Here is a 20,253-nt window from a genome sequence, read left to right on the forward strand (position 1 = left end):
CGCGCCGCCGACGCCTTGGCGGCGAGGGCCGGGAATCGTTTCTCCACGATTCCCGGCCCTCGTACGTTCCGGCTCAGCGGTCGAACAGCAACCGGTCGAAGTCGAGCCGGACGACCGGCCAGTCCCACGTGGTCAGCGCGTGCTCGGTGGCCAGTTTCCCGGCGTTGCGCCAGCTCTCGTCGGACGCCGTGAGCGACAGCACCCGCTCGACCGCGGCCTCGGGCGTCCCCACGATCCATTCGGCCGGGTAGAGGGTGCCCGCACCGTTCTCACGGCCCGCGAAGAACGGCCAGTCGCGGACCACCGGAACCGCGCCGCTGGCCGCACCCTCCATGAGGCCCACGTGGCAGCCCTCGCGTACCGACGTACTGAGGATGACGCCGACGTCCTCCAGCGCCCCGGGCACGTCGTCGGTGGAGCCGACCCGTACGACGGCGCCCGAGGCCACGAGCGGCTTGAGCGCCTTCTCCAGCTTGCGCGCGTACGCCTTGGCCGCGTTGCTCGGGCGGCCCATGTCCCCGCCGATCAGGAACAGGCGGTACCGCTCGTCCCGTTCCCGGAGCTGCTTGAGGACCTTCAGGGCCCACAGCGGGTCCTTCGCCACCTGGCCGATGCCGACGAGCCCGAGGTTGAAGCGGGTGGCCGGGTCCTTCGTACGCCGGAAGTTGGCGAGGTCCATGCCGTTGTCGATCACGTGCGTACGGGGGGCGTGCTCGCCGCCCAGTCCGGGGATCGACGCCACCGCCAGATCACGGATGTGATCGGCGACGAACACCACGTCGTCGACGCGCGAGAAGTCCATCATGTGCGGCCAGCGGGTGAACGTCTCGTAGCTGTGGAGCCGGACGACGATCCGGGTGTCTCCGGGGTCGACCACGGTGAACAGGGCGGCCGGAGCCACACACCAGTCCACGAACACGGTGTCGGCCCAGTCCAGATACGGCCGCAGCTGCTGCTCGACGCCGTGGGCGAAGAGCGGCTCCCCGCCCAGACGGTGCTCCATGTGACGCTGCGCGGCGCCGTTGAGCCGCTTCATGCCCGGGTGCTCCGCCATGTCGAGGAAGCGCAGCTCGACGTCGGGGTTGGCCTCGTAGTACGAGCGGATCAGGTGCAGGAAGTTCGCGTTGGAGGTCGTCGCGACGAGAAGCCGCAGCGGCCGGTCCCGGGGCGGGGCCGCGGCCGGGGTCAGCCGGCCCTTCGGCCGGACCAGGGCGGAGGCGGCCGTGGACTTCCGGAACGGGGCGATGAACTTGGCCGGATCCGCGGCCAGGGGGCTGTGGACCTGGTCGATGTGGACGACGCGGTGGAAGGCCAGCTTCGTGGCGTGCAGCAGGGCGTCGGCGGCGGCGGTCAGGTCACCGGCCGCGTGGCGCAGGTCGGCCAGGTCCAGATAGGCCGTGACCGCGTCGGTGAGGTTGGCAGGCGTCCGGCCGTTCCTGATGATCCTCGACGCCACGTTGTCCAGCAGCTGGGCCTTTATGGCCGGATCGGCGAGCTTCTCGGCGGCCGCACGGGCGGTGACGAGCGCCCCGGACTGTCGTCCGGCCAGCCACATTCCCTCGATGACCTGCTCGGTGGCCGTCATCCGCAGCGAGTCCGGCACACCCGGTGCCGAGACCGCGGCGCGCCAGGCGCGGGCTCCGACGCGGCTCCGCAGGGCGAGCGGCCCGGTGGCGTTGCGCAGCAGGGCGGCCGGCAGGGTCCGCACGCGGCGGCGCAGCCCGTCCGTGGCCACCGTGAGGGCGCCGGGGACGTGCTCGGGCTGTGCGGCGCCCGTCTCCAGCCGCTTCTCCAGGGCACGCAGCCCCGCGGCGAGCCCGAAGCACACCTCGGGCTGTCGCCTGAACTGCGCGATGCGCCACGCGCTGTACACAGCACGGTGGTCGAGAGCCACGACGAGGTCGGCGGAGCGGACGGCCGCCTGGGCCGTCCGGTCGCGCTCCAGGTGGAACCAGAGCCGCTCCGGGAAGCGCATCGCGTCCGTCTTGCGCTGCAGGTGCTTGCTCGCCGGGCCTCCGGCGGGCACCTTGCGCACGGTGGCCCAGCCCAGGTCGGCGTCGATGTCGGCTGCCTTGAAGTTGCCGACGAGGTGGACGCGGGCCCCGAGCTGCCGGAACTTGTCCACCGCCGCGGCCACCACGGTCGCCTTCGGGGTCGAACCCGCGATCATCAGTACATCGGTCATGACCCGGAACCTCCGGAAAGTGCGGGCTTCTGGCCGAGCACCAGAGCGGTCAGGCCCTCCACGGCGCTCGCCATCAGGGAATCACGGGCGTAGCCGGTGCCGTGGTCACGGGCGGCCGCGCGTTGCGCGGGGGTGGCCTCCACGACCATCCGTGCCGCCTCGCAGAACGCGTCCGCGAGCCGCTCCTCGTCCAGCCCCCGGGGGCCGGTCCAGAGCGGGCGGCCGTCCAGCAGACGCGAGGCGTCGTGGTCGGCGGCGTGCATGGAGACGATCGGCAGTCCGGTGGCCATGTACTCGTAGACCTTGCCGGAGGTCATGAACGGCCCGCCGATGATGACGAGCACGAGGGCGTCCCAGGCGCCGTACACGTCGGCGACCTCGGCCTTCGGAACCGCACCGCCCACCACGACGCCGTCGTCGGCCGCCGCGCGCAGGACCTCGACGTGCCGGTTGGCCTCGCGGTTGGAGCCCGCGCCGATGTGCCCGCGCACCTCGAACCGGGCGTCGGCGAGCAGCGGCTCCCGCTCCCGGGCGGTGCGCCAGGCGGCGAGGACCGACTCCAGCAGCTGGACGGAGAAACTGACCGTGCCGAGGTGGCCGAAGACGAGGTTCCGCCCGGCGGAGGGCCGGAGCTCGACCTCCGGCACGCTGTCCCGGTCGTAGCCGTTGCGCACCACGTGGATGCGGTCCGCGTGCTCCGGGTAGCGGGCGCGGTAGAAGTCGGCGATCTGGTCGTTGACCACCCAGAGCGACAGGGCGTGCTCCAGCAGGTCCGACTCCCAGCGGCCGGACTCGGAGTCCTTCGGGAAGGCCTCCACGCCGTCGATGACGTCCAGGGACCAGCCGTCGCGGAAGTCGACCGCGTACGGGGCCTTGTGCTCCTCCCAGAGCCTGCGGACGGCGGCGAGCTGGACGTACGGGACACAGCTGGCGAGGACGAGGTCGGCGGGCCGCTCCCGGTAGAGCTCCAGCGCGGCCGTCTCCAGGGCGCCCCGCCAGCCACCGAACACCGGCTCGGGGAAGCTCTTGAGCGTTTCGTTGCGGAAGCCGGTCAGCCACTTGACGGGGTCCAGCGCCCGTTCCTCGGAGTACAGCCGGATGTCCGTCTCCAGGTCGGCCCGGGACAGTGGCAGCTCCACGATCCTGATCCGCTCGTCGACGGACTCCGAGAGCGTGTGGTCCACGCCGGAGTCGCGGAGCCAGGACTCCTCCGCGATCGTGACGACGGTGACGTCCCAGCCCGCGGCGGCGAACTGGTTCGCGGTCTCCCGCATCCGGAAGGCGGAACTCTTCGCGGCGGGGGGGAACCCGATCGCGAAGTACAGCAGATGCGGACGCGGTCCGCTGCGCTCGTCCATGCCTGGCACTTCAGTCATTCCTGTTCTGCTGGGTTTCGGTGGTCGTTCTTCGTGACGCCCGGTGTCCGGGCCGGCCCGGGGCGCGGTGCCTCATTCCGAAGCCCGTGGCTCGTGCCGCAGGCGCCACCCCGCCCAGGCCGACTCGACCATGGTGCGTATGCCGTGCCGGGCCGACCAGTCCAGCTCCCCGGCGATGCGGTCCACGGAGGCGACCACCCGGGCCGGGTCTCCGGGGCGGCGGGCCCCGGTGACCGGGGGCGGGCCGGTGCGGCCGGTGACGTCGAGGATGATGCCGACCATCTCGGCGACGGAGGCCCCCTCGCCCCGACCGATGTTCAGGACCAGTGCGGCGGACGGGTCGCCGGCCAGTCGGCGGGCCGCGGCGACGTGTGCGGAGGCGATGTCCTCCACATGGACGTAGTCACGGACGCAGGTGCCGTCCGGAGTCGGGTAGTCGTCGCCGAAGATCCTGGGGGCCTCGTCGGCCTCCAGGCGTTCGAAGACCATCGGGACCAGGTTGAAGACGCCCTCGTCGGCCAGTTCCGCCGAAGCGGCCCCGGCCACGTTGAAGTAGCGCAGGGAGGCCGTGGCCATCGAGTGCGCCCGGCCGGCCGCGGCCACCAGCCACTCGCCCGCCAGTTTGGTCTCGCCGTACGGGCTGAGCGGCCGACACGGGGTGTCCTCGGTGACCAGGTCGACGTCGGGCATGCCGTAGACCGCCGCCGACGAGGAGAACAGGAAGCGGCGGACACCGGCCGAGGCCGCCGCCTCCAGCAGGGTGCGCAGGCCGTCGACGTTCTCGCGGTAGTAGTACAACGGTCGTTCGACGGACTCCGCCACCTGCTTCTTGCCCGCGATGTGCACGATGCCGGTCACCGCGTGGTCGGCCAGCACCCGGTCGAGCAGCTCCCGGTCCAGGACCGAGCCCACGACGAGCGGGACGCCTTCGGGGAGACGGTCCGCGCGCCCGGTGCTGAGGTCGTCGAGGACGACGAGGCGCTCCTCGCCCGCCATCTGCGCGACGACGTGGGATCCGATGTAGCCGGCCCCGCCGGTGATCAGCCAGGTCATCGTCAGCCGCCGATGACGACGCGGCGCACGCCGGCCCAGTTCGCCGGGTCCGTGGTGCGGCGGCCGTCGACCAGGACGCGGACGTCCGGAAGGTCGGCGGCGGACAGCTCGCGGTACTCGGCGTGGTCCGCCTGGAGGATCGCGGCGGTGACGGCCTGGTGGGCGTCGTGCGGGACGAGGCCGAGGGCGGTCAGCTCCTCGGGGGTGTACATCGGGTCCGAGACGAACGGCACCGCGCCCCGCGCCTTGAGGGCCTCGACGACACCGAAGACGCCGGAGAAGGCGGTCTCCTTGACGCCGCCGCGGTAGGCCGCGCCGAGCACCAGGACCCCGACGCCGTCCAGGTCGCCGTAGGCGGCGGCCAGCAGGTCGACGGCGTACGCGGGCATCGCGGCGTTGGCCTCGCGGGCCGAGCGCACGACGGTCGCCTCCGGGTCGTTCCACAGGTACATCCGCGGGTAAATCGGGATGCAGTGGCCGCCGACGGCGATGCCGGGCTGGTGGATGTGGCTGTAGGGCTGGCTGTTGCAGGCCTCGATGACCTTCTTGACGTCGATGCCGTTCTGGCCGGCGAACCGGGCGAACTGGTTGGCCAGGCCGATGTTGACGTCGCGGTAGGTGGTCTCGGCGAGCTTCGCCAGCTCGGAGGCCTCCGCCGTGCCGAGGTCCCAGACGCCGTTGGGGCGGGGCAGGTCCTCGCGCTCGTCGAAGTCGAGGACGGCCTCGTAGAAGGCGACGCCGCGCTCGGCGGACGCCTCGTCGATGCCGCCGACGAGCTTGGGGTAGCGGCGCAGGTCGGCGAAGACCCGGCCGGTGAGCACCCGCTCCGGGGAGAAGACCAGGTGGAAGTCCTCACCGGGGGTCAGGCCCGAGCCCTCGGCCAGCATCGGCGCCCAGCGGGTACGGGTGGTGCCGACCGGCAGCGTGGTCTCGTAGCTGACCAGGGTGCCGGGCTTCAGGCCGGCGGCGATGGCCTTGGTGGCGGAGTCCATCCAGCCGAAGTCGGGGGTGCCCTCGGCGTCCACGAAGAGCGGGACGACGACCACGACGGCGTCGGAGGCGGCGACCGCCGCCGTGGTGTCCGTCGTGGCGGAGAGCAGGCCGGCGCCGACGGTCTCCTTGAGCAGGCGGTCGAGGTCGTGCTCACCGGGGAACGGCTCGGTGGCCGCGTTGACGAGTTCGACGACCTTCTCGTTGACGTCCGCGCCGATGACCTTGTGGCCCTTGGCGGCGAACTGCACGGCGAGCGGAAGTCCGATCTTGCCGAGCGCGACTACACAGATATTCATCGGGTTACTTCCTCTTCGACCTGGACAGCGTGCGGCGCAGCCGTGCGCCCACGCCTGGCTTCGGTTCCCGCAGGGGGGCCGTCGTGATCACGAGCCGGCCCTTGGTGTTGGTGTTCGCCGCCACCCGGTGGGGGTCGGTGCTCCCCCAGCGGCGGGCCAGCGGCATCGGCTGCCCTTCGGTGCGGACCGGGATCTCGTACGGGGTGCCCGCCAGGTTCACGTAGAGGCGGGCGCCCCTCTTGGTGCGGGTGAGCGCCAGCGGGATACGGGCGGTCAGCAGGGTGCCGCCGTCCTTCGCCGCTTCGGCGGTGAGCGTGCCGGCACGCTCCGGGCGCGGGGCGTCCGCGGGCAGCTTGCGCGCGCCGGACTTGTCCGCGCTCTGGGGCATGGCGCCCTGGGCGAGGGCGACGACGGCCGAGGAGGTGTCGCCGGTGATGCCGGCGCGCAGCCGCAGGACGCAGGCCAGGTCCGTGCCCTCCTGCTCCCAGTCGGCCGACTCCAGGCGTGTGCCGGCGGAGAGGCGGCCGGCCACCGACTCGCCGAGCACCTCGTAGTACCGCTCGTCGAGGCCGACGGCCGCGTCGCGGAATCCGGGGTAGGAGGCGAAGGCCCGGTCGCCCTCCAGCAGGAAGGGCGGCGCCCCGTGCTCGGTCTCCTCCGCGATGGCGCGGGTGAGCTCGTCGACGGCACCGCTCCGGGCGAGGCCGAAGCGCACCCGGCGCTTGACCCCGGTGCCGTCGCGCAGGCCGTCGGTGAAGTGGGCGTCCACCAGGGAGCCGACGCCTTCGCACACCTGGCGACGGGTGTCGGCGTCGAGCGTGGGGAAGTCCTTCTGCAGGAGCTTGGTCAGCTCCCAGTCGAAATGCCGCTTGAACACGGCGTCACGCCGCGGGCCGGCGGGGATCAGGGCGGCTGTGTGCTCCATGATCCGCTGGACGCAGCGGAGCCGTGCCAGGTGGTTCGCCCGGTAGGTGATGTTGCTCGCGTCACCGCGCTTGACCGCGTAGTAGCAGGTGTAGTCGGAGATCACGGAGATCTTCCGGGCCCGGACGCACGCCTCGATGGTGAACGGCTGGTCGCTGCCGACCGGCATGTCCTCGGGGAAGCGGAGCCCGTGCCGCTCGACCAGTTCCCGGCGGAAGAGCTTGGTGTTGGCCAGGGTGTAGGGCAGCTCGGAGTCGTCGAGGGTGACGTCGCGGTTGCCCGTGTACAGCTTCTGGTGGACGTAACGCCCGTTCGTGCCGACCATCTTGCCGACGACCACGTCGGACTCGTTGGCGTCGGCGCAGGCGACCATCCGCTCCAGCGCCTCTTCGCCGAGGTGGTCGTCCGAGCCGATGAAGTACACGAAGCGACCGGTCGCCAGGTCGAGGGCGCGGTTGCTCGGAGCGGCCGGGCCGCCCGAGTTGGGCTGGTGGACGACGGTGAAGACGTCCGGGTACCGCTGGGCGTAGCGGTCGAGTTCCTTGCCGCTGTCGTCGGTCGAACCGTCGTCGACCGCCACGACCTGGAGCCGCTCGTGACCGATGCTCTGACCCACCAGCGAGTCGAGGCACTCGGTGAGGTAGGGCATCGTGTTGTAGACGGCCACGACCACCGTGACATCGGGTGCGGTCACCTCCTGGGCTCCTGCTCCTGATCCTGGTCCGCCGGGATCAGCACTGTGGTGCCGGTGGTGGCGGATTCCAGCACGGAGGCGGCCACCTCGACCGTACGGAGCCCCTGGCGCAGGGTGCAGATGTCGGCCGGCTTGCCCTGTACGGCGTCGCGGAACAGCTCGTGCTCGACGAGCAGCGGCTCTCGCTTGGGGATGGCGTAGCGGATCATGTCGCCCTCGGAGACCCCGCGGAAGGCGCGCAGCGCCTCCCACTCGGTGGTGACCGCGGCGTTGGAGTGGAAGGTGAGGTCGGCGGTGAGGGTGTCGGCGATGAAGCAGCCGCGCTCGCCGGTGACCGAGGTGAAGCGTTCCTTGAGCGGGCTCAGCCAGTTGACCAGGTGGTTGACCATCGTGCCGTCGGACAGCTGGCCCACGGCGGAGACCATGTCCTCGTGCGGGCGGCCGGACTTGGAGACGGTGTGGGCGGCGATCGAGGCGTACGTCCGGCCGGTGACCCAGCCCGTCAGGTCGATGTCGTGGGTGGCCAGGTCCTTGACCACGCCGACGTCGGCGATCCGGTGCGGGAACGGTCCCTGGCGGCGCGTGACCACCTGGTAGACGTCGCCCAGCTCGCCGGCCTCCAGGCGGGCGCGGAGCGAGAGGAGCGCCGGGTTGCACCGCTCGATGTGGCCGACGCCGGCCACCAGGCCGCGCGACTCGAACGCGTCGACGAGGCGGCGCGCGCCCTCGACGGTGTCGGCGAGCGGCTTCTCGATCAGGGCGCTGACTCCGGCGTCGGCGAGCTGGAGGCCCACCTCCTCGTGCAGCGCGGTCGGGCAGGCCACGACGGCGTAGTCGATGCCGAGGGCGATGAGCTCCTCGACGGTGGCGAGGACGGGGGCGCCCTGGGCCCAGCCGTTCTTGTCGCCCATCGGGTCGACGACGCCGACCAGGTCGACGCCCTCCAGGCTCGCGAGGACGCGGGCGTGGTGGCGGCCCATGGATCCGAGGCCGATGAGTCCGGCCTTCAGTACGGTGCTCACAGGTTCTCCCCCAGGGAGTTCACCGCGGCGGCGATCCGCTCCAGGTCGCCCTCGGTGAGCGAGGGGTGGACGGGCAGCGAGACGACCTCGGCGGCGGCCCGCTCGGTCTCGGGCAGGTCCCAGGTGCGGCCGGCCTTCTGGTCCGGCTCCCAGTAGGGCTTGAGCCGGTGGATCGGCGTCGGGTAGTAGACCGCGTTGCCGATGCCCGCCTCGGTGAGCTTCGCCATCGCGGCGTCCCGGTCACCGCTGATCCGCACGGTGTACTGGTGGTAGACGTGCCGTGCTCCCTCGGCCACCGGCGGCGTGGTGACGGCCGGCGCGGTGATGTGGGCGTCGAGGTACGCGGCGTTGGCGCGGCGCTGCTCGGTCCATGCCTCCACCTTGCCGAGCTGTACGCGGCCGACGGCGGCGGACACGTCGGTCATCCGCATGTTGGCGCCGACGATCTCGTTGGCGTACCGCTGCTCCATGCCCTGGTTGCGCAAGAGGCGCAGGGTACGGGCCAGTTCGGCGTCGGCCGTGGTGACCATGCCGCCCTCGAGGGAGTGCATGTTCTTGGTCGGGTAGAAGCTGAAGGTGCCGCCCGCGCCGAACGCGCCGACGGGGGTGCCGTTCAGCGCCGCTGCGTGGGCCTGGCAGGCGTCCTCGACGACGGCGAGCTTGTGCTTGTCGGCGATGGGCATGAGCTGGTCCATCGCGGCGGGGTGGCCGTAGAGGTGCACCGGCATGATCGCGGCGGTGCGCGGCGTGATCGCCGCTTCGACCGCCGCCGGGTCGAGGCCGAAGCTGCCCGGCTCGATGTCGGCGAACACCACGTCGGCGCCGACGAGGCGGACCGCGTTCGCGGAGGCGGCGAAGGAGAAGGAGGGGACGATCACCTCGTCGCCGGGGCCGATGCCCAGGGCCAGCAGCAGCAGGTGGAGGGCCGAGGTCCCCGAGTTGACGGCGACGCAGTGCCGGTCGTCGACCAGGCGGGAGAAGCCCTCCTCGAAGGCCGCGACCTCCGGGCCCTGCACGACGCGACCGCTGCGCAGCACGCGTACCGCGGCCTCGATCTCGTCTTCCCCGATGACCGGGCGGGCAGCAGGAATCGGCTGCTCGTTGATGCTCGTCATGAACGTCCTCCTTGAACACCGCAAGAGCTCGTTACCAGGCAGAGCTCCGAGGTGCGGGACGTCTTACCGAGGTCGCGCGTAACCCCACCGGCGCGATGCCGACGCCCTGCCGAGGAATCCGGCCCGGTCGGTAGGTTCGCCGGGCCTTGTCACCAACCGTAGTTTCCGTGAAGAACGCTCACACGCGTGGCAACCGCCGTCACATTATCAGGGATTTCTCAGCCCATTTCGGGCCCGTTAACCGGCTCCTGCATCAGTTCTGAAACAAAGCAGGTGTCCCGCCCCGATGTGCTCGGAGCGGGACACCTTTAGATGAACAACCGGTTACGGATTCATCAGCCGGCCGACGACTCGCCCTCCACGGAAGGCGTGGAAGCCGTTACGGACGGCGACGACTGCTCAGCGGCGACGGTCTTCTTCGTCGTCTTCTTCGCGGCCGTCTTGGCCGTCGTCTTCTTGGCGGCGGTCTTCTTCGCGACGGTCTTCTTGGCGGCGGCCTTCTTCGCCGGGGCCTTCTTCGCAGGCGCCTTCTTGGCCGCGGCCTTGCGGGCCGTCTTCTTCTCCGGGGCCGGTTCCGCGGACTCGGATTCGGATTCCGCCGTTCCGGATTCCGCGGCTCCCTGAGTGGCGCCCCGGTCCTCGGATTCCGGGGCCTTCGCCTCGGGCGCCGGAGCGACCACGACGACCTCCGCGTCGTCCGACCCGGTGGGCGAGCCCGCCGGTGCGGTGACCTTGCGGGTCACCCGGCGCCGGGCGCGCGGCGGGGCGGCCACGGGGGTCTCGGCCTCGGGGGCCTTCTCCTCCGGAGCCTCCGTAGCCTCGGGGGCCGGCGTCTCGACGGCGGGCGCCTCGACGACCGGGTCCTCGACCGCGACCGGGTCCGTGGTGGGCTCGGCCGGCCGGACCGGCTCCGCGGCCTCGGCCTGCTTCGGCGAACCCGCCGGGGCGGTCGCCTTACGGGTGGCCCGACGGCGCGGGCGCCCCTGGGGCGCGGCCTCGACCGGAGCCTCGGGGACCTCGGCGGTCTCCGGGGCCTCCACAGCGGCGGCCTCGGCGGCCGGGGTCTCGGCGGGCGTGTCGAGAACCGGCTCGGGCCGGGCCTCGACGACGGGAGCCTCGACGACCGGGGCGGGCGCCTCGGCCCTCGGGGCGCCGGCCGGGGCCGACGCCTTGCGGGAGGCCCGACGGCGGCCACGGCCGCGCGTGGCGGCGGCCTCGGCCTCGGCGGGGCTGCTGTAGAACTCCTCGTCGGCTGCCGGTTCCAGGTCCGCCAGGGACACCGGGGCGGCGACCTCCGCGGCCAGCTCGGACTCGGACTCGGACTCGGCCGCGTGCTCGTCGTGACCGTGCTCGTGGTCCAGGCCGTGCTCGTGGTCCTGACCCGCACCGCCGCGACCGCGCTTCTTGGACTTCTTGCCGCCACCACCGCCGCCGACGGACGTCGGCTGCTCCATGTGGACGATGACGCCGCGCCCGTTGCAGTGGACGCAGGTCTCGGAGAAGGACTCCAGCAGACCCTGGCCCACCCGCTTGCGGGTCATCTGGACCAGGCCCAGCGAGGTGACCTCGGCGACCTGGTGCTTGGTGCGGTCGCGGCCCAGGCACTCCAGGAGCCGCCGCAGCACCAGGTCCCGGTTGGACTCCAGCACCATGTCGATGAAGTCGACGACGACGATGCCGCCGAGGTCGCGCAGCCGCAGCTGACGCACGATCTCCTCGGCCGCCTCCAGGTTGTTCCTGGTGACGGTCTCCTCCAGGTTGCCGCCCTGGCCGGTGAACTTGCCGGTGTTGACGTCGACGACGATCATCGCCTCGGTCTTGTCGATCACCAGCGAGCCGCCGCTGGGCAGGTAGACCTTGCGGTCCAGCGCCTTCATCAGCTGCTCGTCGATGCGGTACGTCGCGAAGACGTCGACCTCGGAGGTCCAGCGGGAGAGCCGCTCGGTGAGGTCGGGCGCGACGTGCGAGACGTAACCGTGGATGGTCTCCCACGCCTCGTCGCCGCTGACGATGACCTTGGAGAAGTCCTCGTTGAAGATGTCGCGGACGACCCGGACGGTCATGTCCGGCTCGCCGTAGAGCAGCGTCGGCGCGTTGGAGCCGCTGGTGCCCTTCGCCTTCCGCTGGATTTCCTCCCACTGCCCCTGGAGCCGCTCGACGTCACGGCGCAGCTCGTCCTCGCTCGCGCCCTCGGCGGCGGTGCGCACGATGACGCCCGCGTCCTCGGGGACGATCTTCTTGAGGATGGTCTTGAGGCGGGAGCGCTCGGTGTCGGGCAGCTTGCGGCTGATCCCGGTCATCGAGCCCTCGGGCACGTAGACGAGGTAGCGGCCGGGCAGCGAGACCTGGCTGGTCAGACGCGCGCCCTTGTGGCCGATCGGGTCCTTGGTCACCTGGACCAGGACCGACTGGCCGGACTTGAGCGCGGTCTCGATGCGGCGCGGCCCGTGGGCCATGCCGAGCGCCTCGAAGTTGACCTCACCGGCGTACAGGACGGCGTTGCGGCCCTTGCCGATGTCGACGAAGGCGGCCTCCATGGACGGCAGCACGTTCTGGACCTTGCCCAGGTAGACGTTGCCGACGTAGCTGGTGGCCTGCTCCTTGTTGACGTAGTGCTCCACGAGCACGTTGTCCTCAAGGACGCCGATCTGGGTGCGCTCGCCGCTCTGGCGGACGACCATCACCCGCTCGACGGCCTCGCGGCGGGCGAGGAACTCCGCCTCGGTGATGATCGGGACCCGGCGGCGGCCCTGCTCGCGGCCCTCGCGGCGGCGCTGCTTCTTGGCCTCCATACGGGTCGAGCCCTTGATGGACTGGACCTCGTCGAAACCGGTGCCCGGCTCGCGCTCCTCCTTCTTGCGGGGCTCGCGGACCTTGACGACCGTACGCTCCGGGTCGTCGGGGGTGCCGTGGTCGGCCTCGGCCGCGGCGTCACCGCTGCGGCGGCGACGACGACGGCGACGGCGGCTGCTGCTCGACCCGGAGGCCGAGGAGTCGTCGTCCTCGTCCTGCTCGTCGGCGGCGTCCGCGACCTGGCCCCGGCCCCGGTCCTGCTCGTCCTCGGAGCGGGTCTCCTCGGCGCGGGACGGCGCGGGAGCGTCGTCAGTGTGCTGCTGCTCGTCGTCCGTGTCGTTGGCCTCGCCACGACGGCGGCGACGGCCGCCCCGACGGCGACGGCGCGAGGGGCGGTCGCCGTACTCGTCGGTGTCCTCGCCCTCGTGCTCGTCCGCCTCGGCCTCGGGGGCCTCGTCCGCGGGCTGCTCGGCAGGCGCCTCCACGGGAGCGGCGGGCTCGGCGGCCTGCTCGGTCACGTCGGCCTCGCCACGGCGGCGACGACGGCGGCGCGAGCCGCCCTGGGGCGCTGCCTCGGCGGGCGGGGCGCTCTGCTGGACCTCGGCGGTCTGCTGCTCCTCGACCTCGTCGGCCTCGTCGGGCGCCGAGGGGGAACCGGCCGCGGCAGCGGCGGCGGCCGCGGTCTCGGGGGTCTGGAACATCGGCTCGGCGAAGACCGGGGCCTGGAAGACGGCGACGGCGGGGCGCGTCGCGCGCCGGCCCTTGCGCGTCGGCTCCTCGGGCTTGGTGGTGAACTCGGGGCGGCCGGCGGCGGCGGTGGCCCGGCGGCGCTGGCGTCCGCGCGGTGCGGCCTCCTCGACCTCCTCCACCTCGGCGGCGAGCTCCTCGGCGACGGCGGCGGGCAGGCTCTCGCCGGCCTCGACGGGCTCCGCGGGGGTCTCGACGGGCTCGGCGGCCGGCTGCGGCGTACCGGCGGGCGCGGACGCCTTGCGGGACGCGCGGCGGCGGGTGCGCGGGGCCGGCGTCTCCTCGGCGGCCTCCGCCTCGGCCTCGAGGGTCTCGGCGGCGACGGGCGCCGGCTCGGTCACCGTCCGAGCGACGGGCGCGGCGGCGCCCGGCGTACCGGCGGGGGCCGAGGCACGGCGGCGGGCACGGCCGCGAGGGGCCTCGGCGGGCTCCGGCTCGACGACGGCGGCGGCGGGCTCGACCACGGCGGCGGGCTCGGCGGCGACGGCCGGCTCGACCACGACGGCGGCCTCGGCCGCTGCCGGGGCGCCCGCGGGGGCGGTGGCCTTGCGGGAGGCGCGACGGCGGCGGGGCGCCGGGGGCTCCTCGACGACCTCGACGACGGCCTCGTCCTCTTCCTCGGGCTCGGCCTCCTCGGCGGGCTCTGCCGGGGTCTCGACGACCGGGGCCACGGTCTCGGCGGCCTCCGGCGCACCGGCCGGGGCGGTCGCCTTGCGGACAGCGCGGCGGCGGGCGCGCGGCGCGGGTGCGGCGGGCTCCTCCTCGGCGGCGGCCGGTGCGGGGGCCTCGGCGACCGGGGCGGGCTCGGCGGCCGGGGCCGGCTCGGTGTTCTCCACCGGCTCCGGGGCTCCGGCGGGCGCGGTGGCCTTCCGCACGGCGCGACGGCGCGCACGGGCGGGCGGGGCGGTCTCGGCGACCGTTTCCCCGGGCGTGTCGTCCGCGGCGGGGGCGGCGGACGCGTCGGCCGGTATGGCCGGCGTGACGTCCTCGGCGGGGGCCACGGTCGCGCCGGGCGGGCCCGCCGGGCGGGAAGCGGCGCGGCGCCTGCGGCGCGGCGGCAGCTTGTCCCCGGGGGTGTTCTCTTCGTTGTTCCCGGTCGTGCCGGGTTCGTTCGGCTGAGGCATGCGGGCGGTTCTCCCGTCGTGCTCCCGGGCGCCGCGTCTGATTCCGGTCCGGCACGGTCCGCAGTGGTGCGATACCGCCGTCCGGGGCGCGGGCGCCGCACGGGAACTGATGTCTGGCTCGCCGGTTCCGTATGCGGTGTGCCTACGGCCTGGCGAAAGTCTTATGGGTCAGTGCGCGGCCCGACCCAGGTGGCTCCCGAGTCGGAGGGCTGCGCTACAACGACCGCCTTACGCGGAACCTGCACCTTCCGGCGCCGTCGCGACGGCTGCCCCGGCGACCGCGGGATGCGCGGTCGGGGCGGCCTCGCGGTCAGGCGCGAGAGGGTCGGTCACCGTGCCGGACTCCTCGTCGAAGAGCCCCTGCGCCAGCCGGGTCACCGCTGCGGGGACCGTTCCCCAAGCTCTCGGCTGCGCTCGAACAGGGGAGACCCCATCCGCCACGTCAGCCACAGCTCGGAGACCGGACAGGACGTCGTCGGGTCGCACGGCAGGTGTCACGTGCCGAACAACCAGGCGCAGTATCGCACAGGGCCGCTCGGCCGGCCTATCGGCCGGAGCGTCGACGACCCGGAGGTCGGCGACGGCGGCACGGGCGTCGAACGTCCTGATGCCGTTCTTCGCCTTGCGCTGGACCTCCACGGCCTCGGCGTCGTTGAACGCGGCCACGGCGGTGCGGACGTCCTCGGGATCGACGCCGTCCAGGCGCATCTCCCAGACGGACGCGGTGAGCCGCTCGGCCAGGCCCGACGTGCGGGCCTCCACCGCGTCGATGATGTCGAGGCCGTCCGGCATCGACGCGTCGAGCAGTCCGCGCAGGACCTCGGGGTCCCGCGCCTCGGTGAGGGCGATCTCCAGGAACTCCGCCTCACTGCCCGTGCCGGTGGGTGCGGCATTGGCGTAGGAGACCTTGGGGTGCGGGGTGAAGCCCGCCGAGTACGCCATCGGCACCTCGGAGCGGCGCAGTGCCCGCTCGAAGGCGCGCTGGAAGTCTCGGTGGCTGGTGAACCGGAGGCGGCCGCGCTTGGTGTAGCGCAGGCGGATGCGCTGCACTGCCGGTGCGGGCGGCGGGCCTTCGGGCTGTCGCTTGCCCAGTGGTTCTTCTCCTCGGTGCGGGGCGGGCGCGGTGGCGCGCCGCCCACGAGATTCGGGTGCCCCCCGGGCGCCGCTCCGGCTCACCCCCGCTTGACGAGTCTCTCGCCGAGCAGAGGGGTCTCGGACGCCTGCGCCGCGCTGGGGACAGTCGTTGTACTACCCAGAGTACGCGCAGGGATCCCCACCGGTTCCCGGGACCGTGCGCCGTCCGTGGAGCCGACCAGCGCCCGCCAGGCGTCGCGGCGCGCCTGACGCACGGTCTCCCGGGCGGACGTGAGGGCCGCGCGGGCGGTCCGGCGCACCTCGGCGGCGGCGCGGCGGGCCGGGGCCCACACGGAGTCGCGCAGGAAGTGGCCGACGGGGGTGCACAGGGTGCGGTACGCCCAGGAGACGGGCGCGCCGATCACGTACCAGGCGATCGTGGCGAGGGCCCGGCCGACGGCCCGGGAGACGTACCCGGCGATCCGCCAGGCGACCTCGAACGCGGCGGCGATCTCCCGGCCGACCGGGGCGAGGATGTGACGGTACGTCCAGGAGACGGGGGCGACGAGCAGCGTCATGACCAGCCAGGCGAGGGCGATGCCGAGCCCGCGTCCGATGGCCGCGATCCCCCGCCACACGTGGCCCAGCACCCAGGCGGTGCCGAGGCCGATGGGGGTGAGGACGACCTCGTACAGCCACACCACCGGGACGATCAGGCCGTAGCGGACCACGGGGACGAGAACGTACCTCCACACGGCCGCGACCGGCAGGACGAGCAGGGTGGCGAACAGCCAGGCCAGGCCTGTTCCGAGGCCGCGTGCCGCCGGGGCCAGCAGGGCGGTGCCGATCCAGCGCAGCCCGTGGCCCAGCGGGGTGAGGACGGCCCGGTACAGCCATGCCGCCGGCGCGGCGACCCCGTAGCGGGCGACGGGGACGATCACGTACCGCCATAGGCCGATCCAGGGCCACAGGAGGAGCGCGACGGCCAGCCAGGAGGCGGCCTTGCCGAGCGGTGTGAGGACCCAGGTGTACAGCCAGGTCAGCGGGGTCAGCACGAGGGTGTCCAGGAGCCACGCCAGGGCCCGGCCGAGCGGGCGCAGCAGGGCGCGGTCGGCGGCGTGCCAGAGGGCGGTGAGCGCGTCCCAGACCATGCGGACGGGCAGGACGAGCACGACGACCACGATCCGCACCGGGATCCTGATCAGCGTGGTCAGGACGCCTTCGCCTGGCTCGTGCCCCTGAGGAGCCCCCTGAGGGGCCTGGTGCTTGCCGTAGTCCATGCCGTCAAGGACGCGTCAGGCCCGGTCCGGGGTTGCCGGGCCGGGCCTGCGGTTCGTTCGGGGGCGCGCTACTTGTTGACGACGCTGAGCGGCAGGAGCTTCTTGCCGGTCGGGCCGATCTGGATGTCCAGGTCGAGCTGCGGGCAGACCCCGCAGTCGAAGCAGGGGGTCCAGCGGCAGTCCTCCACCTCGGTCTCGTCGAGCGCGTCCTGCCAGTCCTCCCAGAGCCAGTCCTTGTCCAGGCCGGAGTCGAGGTGGTCCCAGGGCAGGACCTCCTCGTAGGTGCGCTCGCGGGTGGTGTACCAGTCGACGTCGACCCCGAACTCGGGCAGCGTCTTCTCGGCACAGTTCATCCAGAGGTCGTAGCTGAAGTGCTCGCGCCAGCCGTCGAAGCGGCCGCCGGACTCGTAGACCGCGCGGATGACGGAGCCGACGCGGCGGTCGCCGCGCGAGAGGAGGCCCTCGACGATGCCGGGCTTGCCGTCGTGGTAGCGGAAGCCGATGGAGCGGCCGTACTTCTTGTCGCCGCGGATCTTGTCGCGGAGCTTCTTCAGCCGGGCGTCGGTGTCCTCGGCGCTGAGCTGCGGTGCCCACTGGAAGGGGGTGTGCGGCTTGGGTACGAAGCCGCCGATGGAGACCGTGGCGCGGATGTCGTTCTGGCCGGAGACCTCGCGGCCCTTGGCGATGACGTTGACCGCCATGTCGCCGATCTGGAGGACGTCCTCGTCGGTCTCGGTGGGCAGGCCGCACATGAAGTACAGCTTCACCTGGCGCCAGCCGTTGCCGTACGCGGTGGCGACCGTCCGGATCAGGTCCTCCTCCGAGACCATCTTGTTGATGACCTTGCGCATGCGCTCGGAGCCGCCCTCGGGGGCGAAGGTGAGGCCGGAGCGGCGGCCGTTGCGGGTCAGCTCGTTGGCCAGGTCGACGTTGAACGCGTCGACGCGGGTCGAGGGCAGCGAGAGGCCGACCTTGTCCTCGGTGTAGCGGTCGGCGAGGCCCTTGGCGATGTCGCCGATCTCGCTGTGGTCGGCGGAGGAGAGCGAGAGCAGGCCGACCTCCTCGAAGCCGGTCGCCTTGAGGCCCTTCTCGACCATCTCGCCGATGCCGGTGATGCTTCGCTCCCGCACGGGGCGCGTGATCATGCCGGCCTGGCAGAAACGGCAGCCGCGGGTGCAGCCGCGGAAGATCTCCACGGACATCCGCTCGTGCACGGTCTCCGCGAGCGGGACGAGCGGCTGCTTGGGGTAGGGCCACTCGTCGAGGTCCATCACGGTGTGCTTGGAGACCCGCCACGGCACGCCGGACCGGTTGGGCACGACGCGGCCGATGCGGCCGTCGGGGAGGTACTCGACGTCGTAGAACCGCGGGACGTAGACCCCGCCGGTCTTCGACAGCCGGAAGAGCACCTCGTCACGGCCGCCGGGGCGGCCCTCGGCCTTCCAGGCGCGGATGATCTCGGTGATCTCCAGGACGGCCTGCTCGCCGTCGCCGACGACCGCGCAGTCGATGAAGTCCGCGATCGGCTCGGGGTTGAACGCGGCGTGGCCGCCCGCGAGGACGATCGGGTGGTCGACGGTGCGGTCCTTGGACTCCAGCGGGATGCCCGCGAGGTCCAGGGCGGTGAGCATGTTGGTGTAGCCCAGCTCGGTGGAGAAGCTCAGCCCGAAGACGTCGAACGCGCCGACGGGGCGGTGGCTGTCCACGGTGAACTGCGGCACGTCGTGCTCGCGCATCAGCGCTTCGAGGTCGGGCCAGACGCTGTACGTGCGCTCGGCGAGGACGCCCTCGCGCTCGTTGAGCACCTCGTAGAGGATCATGACGCCCTGGTTGGGGAGTCCGACCTCGTAGGCGTCGGGGTACATGAGGGTCCAGCGGACGTCGCAGCTGTCCCACTCCTTGACGGTGGAGTTCAGCTCACCGCCGACGTACTGGATGGGCTTCTGCACATGCGGGAGCAGAGCTTCGAGCTGTGGGAAGACCGATGCGGCAGACATCTCGCGAACCTTCGTGAGCCGGCAGGGGTGACCATTCAGCGTACCCCGCTCCTCAGTTCCTCAGATCCGCGCGCAGTCCGGGGGCCGACGCGCTGGCCCAGACCTCGGGCAGTTCGCGCTCCCGGGCCTCGGCGGCGGCCTCCTCCTGGCCGTACAGGAGCCCCCAGGTGAACGCGGTCTCCCCCGCCGCGTGCGCCTGGATCGCGAGCGTGCGCAGGGCCTCGCGGGCGACGACGCTGTCCTGGTGGTCGCCGAGGACGCTCTGTACGGCCTTCACGCGCTTGGCGAAGCGCTTGGCGGGCTTGCCGAGCACGGGGCGGGCCGCCTCGCCGGCGTACCGGGCGCGCTTGGCGGCCTTGCGGGCCTCGTGCATCGCGGTGTCCCGCTCGGGGCCCGGCGGTTGCTCCAGCGCGCGGTCCATACGGCGCGCGAGCTTCTTGTAGTCCTTGAGCACCGCCTTGGGCAGGGCCTTGCGGGGCGCGCGGGCGGCGGCGGGGCGCAGGGGCGGGTCGGCGCTCAGCGCGTCGAGGGCGTCCAGGAGGTCCAGGTACCGCTTGCCGTCCAGTACGTCGATGATCCTGCGGCGCGATCCGGTGCGGCGGGCGGCCGACCAGGCGCGGAGGCGGCCGCGGACCGGGCCGAGGGCCAGGGGGGCGGGCAGGGCCTCCACGCGGGTGCCGAGGCGTTCGTCCAGGACCTCCTGGTCGCGGTCGAGGCCCAGTTCGGCGGCGAGCCACTTGAGCTCCGCGCCCAGGGGGTCGGTGACCTCGCGGTCGAGGAGGGCCCGGTGGGTCTTGAAGGTGCTGCGCAGCCTGCGGGTGGCGACGCGCATCTTGTGCACGGAGTCGGGCAGATCGCGGCGGACGGCGGGGTCGAGGCGGACGATCGCGGAGATCTGCTTCCGTACGTAGGCGAGGACGTGGTCGCCCGCGGTGTGCGGCGCGTCCTTCTCCCGCCCTTCCCCGTCCCGTACGGGGGCCGTCTCCGCCAGCGCCCGGGCGAGCTTCGAGGGGGACTCGGCAGGGTGCACCCCCGCCTTCCGCAGCCGCTTCTCGACGGCGTCCAGGATCGCGGGATCGCCGTCGTCGGCCAGCTCCACCTCGATCTCGGTCCAGGCGACCGTGGCGCCGCTCCCCTCCCCCGCGAGGCGCTCCGCGAGCACCTTGTCGACGCTGACCTCGGCGAGGAGGGTCCCGTCGGCGGCCAGCAGGTGGTGGACGTCGCGGGAGGAGAGCAGCCGGACGACGGGGACGATCTCGGAGTGGCGGACCCGGGAGCGGAGCAGGGCCGCCAGCGGGGTCGGCACCGCGTCGGAGAGCGGTTCGTGGATCTCGTCCCGAACGCCGACGGCGACGGGGAACTTCGCGTGCCAGCCCTCGTCCGCCCCGCCGGTCCTGCGGCGCAGGGTGAGGGAGTCGGCGGCGAGGCGGAGGTCGACGGTGTCGTAGTAGACGGCGTCGAGCTCGGTCAGGCCGCGGTGGACCGTCCGGTCGACCCCGGCCGCCCGGGTCAGGTCGGGCAGCCGGGTGTCGTCGGTGGCTTCGTACTTCCGCTCGATCTCGCGCTTGGTTTCCGCCATG

Annotated in this window: 12 protein-coding genes; all 12 read right to left on the reverse strand. The window is 72.8% G+C overall.

What is annotated here, in order from left to right:
* Positions 1-73 precede the first annotated feature (73 nt).
* On the reverse strand, positions 74-2,185 hold the full coding sequence (locus D581_RS0121000; protein WP_018959171.1) for a glycosyltransferase: 2,112 nt from the start codon (positions 2,183-2,185) through the stop codon (positions 74-76).
* The gene (locus tag D581_RS0121005; RefSeq protein ID WP_018959172.1) at positions 2,182-3,543 is read right to left on the reverse strand and encodes a glycosyltransferase; all 1,362 of its coding nucleotides are present in this window, start codon (positions 3,541-3,543) and stop codon (positions 2,182-2,184) included. Before D581_RS0121005 ends, D581_RS0121000 begins: the two co-directional genes overlap by 4 nt.
* A 90-nt stretch (positions 3,544-3,633) precedes the next feature.
* The gene (gene galE / locus D581_RS0121010) at positions 3,634-4,614 is read right to left on the reverse strand and encodes a UDP-glucose 4-epimerase GalE (RefSeq protein ID WP_018959173.1); all 981 of its coding nucleotides are present in this window, start codon (positions 4,612-4,614) and stop codon (positions 3,634-3,636) included.
* Between the two features lie 2 nt (positions 4,615-4,616).
* On the reverse strand, positions 4,617-5,903 hold the full coding sequence (locus tag D581_RS0121015) for a nucleotide sugar dehydrogenase (RefSeq protein ID WP_018959174.1): 1,287 nt from the start codon (positions 5,901-5,903) through the stop codon (positions 4,617-4,619).
* A gap of 4 nt (positions 5,904-5,907) precedes the next feature.
* Positions 5,908-7,521: a glycosyltransferase family 2 protein gene (locus D581_RS0121020; RefSeq protein WP_018959175.1), complete on the reverse strand. Its 1,614-nt coding sequence runs from the start codon at positions 7,519-7,521 to the stop codon at positions 5,908-5,910.
* Entirely contained in the window at positions 7,518-8,543 is a 1,026-nt protein-coding gene (locus D581_RS0121025) for a Gfo/Idh/MocA family protein (protein ID WP_018959176.1), read from the reverse strand. Before D581_RS0121025 ends, D581_RS0121020 begins: the two co-directional genes overlap by 4 nt.
* Positions 8,540-9,658 (reverse strand): DegT/DnrJ/EryC1/StrS family aminotransferase, encoded by a 1,119-nt coding sequence (locus D581_RS0121030; RefSeq protein ID WP_018959177.1) that lies wholly within the window; start codon positions 9,656-9,658, stop codon positions 8,540-8,542. The genes D581_RS0121025 and D581_RS0121030 overlap by 4 nt, the downstream gene beginning before the upstream one ends.
* 335 nt (positions 9,659-9,993) lie before the next feature.
* Complete coding sequence (locus tag D581_RS0121035) at positions 9,994-14,322, reverse strand: ribonuclease E/G (protein ID WP_018959178.1); 4,329 nt, start codon at positions 14,320-14,322, stop codon at positions 9,994-9,996.
* Between the two features lie 228 nt (positions 14,323-14,550).
* Positions 14,551-15,372: a TIGR03936 family radical SAM-associated protein gene (locus D581_RS0121040; protein ID WP_018959179.1), complete on the reverse strand. Its 822-nt coding sequence runs from the start codon at positions 15,370-15,372 to the stop codon at positions 14,551-14,553.
* Between the two features lie 122 nt (positions 15,373-15,494).
* Positions 15,495-16,676 carry a hypothetical protein gene (locus tag D581_RS0121045; protein WP_018959180.1) on the reverse strand — a complete coding sequence of 394 codons (1,182 nt, stop codon included), beginning with the start codon at positions 16,674-16,676 and terminating at the stop codon, positions 15,495-15,497.
* A gap of 68 nt (positions 16,677-16,744) precedes the next feature.
* Positions 16,745-18,673 carry a TIGR03960 family B12-binding radical SAM protein gene (locus D581_RS0121050; protein WP_018959181.1) on the reverse strand — a complete coding sequence of 643 codons (1,929 nt, stop codon included), beginning with the start codon at positions 18,671-18,673 and terminating at the stop codon, positions 16,745-16,747.
* A 52-nt stretch (positions 18,674-18,725) separates the two neighbouring features.
* Positions 18,726-20,252, reverse strand: a complete 1,527-nt coding sequence (locus D581_RS0121055; protein ID WP_018959182.1) for a CYTH and CHAD domain-containing protein — start codon at positions 20,250-20,252, stop codon at positions 18,726-18,728.
* Position 20,253 lies beyond the last annotated feature (1 nt).

The sequence above is a fragment of the Streptomyces sp. CNB091 genome (assembly GCF_000377965.1).

Bases quoted from the DNA above. Each gene is read 5' to 3' on its own strand.
- D581_RS0121055 (WP_018959182.1), bottom strand. From the start codon at position 20,252: ATGGCGGAAACCAAGCGCGAGATCGAGCGGAAGTACGAAGCCACCGAC.
- D581_RS0121000 (WP_018959171.1), bottom strand. From the start codon at position 2,185: ATGACCGATGTACTGATGATCGCGGGTTCGACCCCGAAGGCGACCGTG.
- D581_RS0121015 (WP_018959174.1), bottom strand. From the start codon at position 5,903: ATGAATATCTGTGTAGTCGCGCTCGGCAAGATCGGACTTCCGCTCGCC.
- D581_RS0121045 (WP_018959180.1), bottom strand. From the start codon at position 16,676: ATGGACTACGGCAAGCACCAGGCCCCTCAGGGGGCTCCTCAGGGGCAC.
- D581_RS0121035 (WP_018959178.1), bottom strand. From the start codon at position 14,322: ATGCCTCAGCCGAACGAACCCGGCACGACCGGGAACAACGAAGAGAAC.
- D581_RS0121030 (WP_018959177.1), bottom strand. From the start codon at position 9,658: ATGACGAGCATCAACGAGCAGCCGATTCCTGCTGCCCGCCCGGTCATC.
- galE (WP_018959173.1), bottom strand. From the start codon at position 4,614: ATGACCTGGCTGATCACCGGCGGGGCCGGCTACATCGGATCCCACGTC.
- D581_RS0121005 (WP_018959172.1), bottom strand. From the start codon at position 3,543: ATGGACGAGCGCAGCGGACCGCGTCCGCATCTGCTGTACTTCGCGATC.
- D581_RS0121050 (WP_018959181.1), bottom strand. From the start codon at position 18,673: ATGTCTGCCGCATCGGTCTTCCCACAGCTCGAAGCTCTGCTCCCGCAT.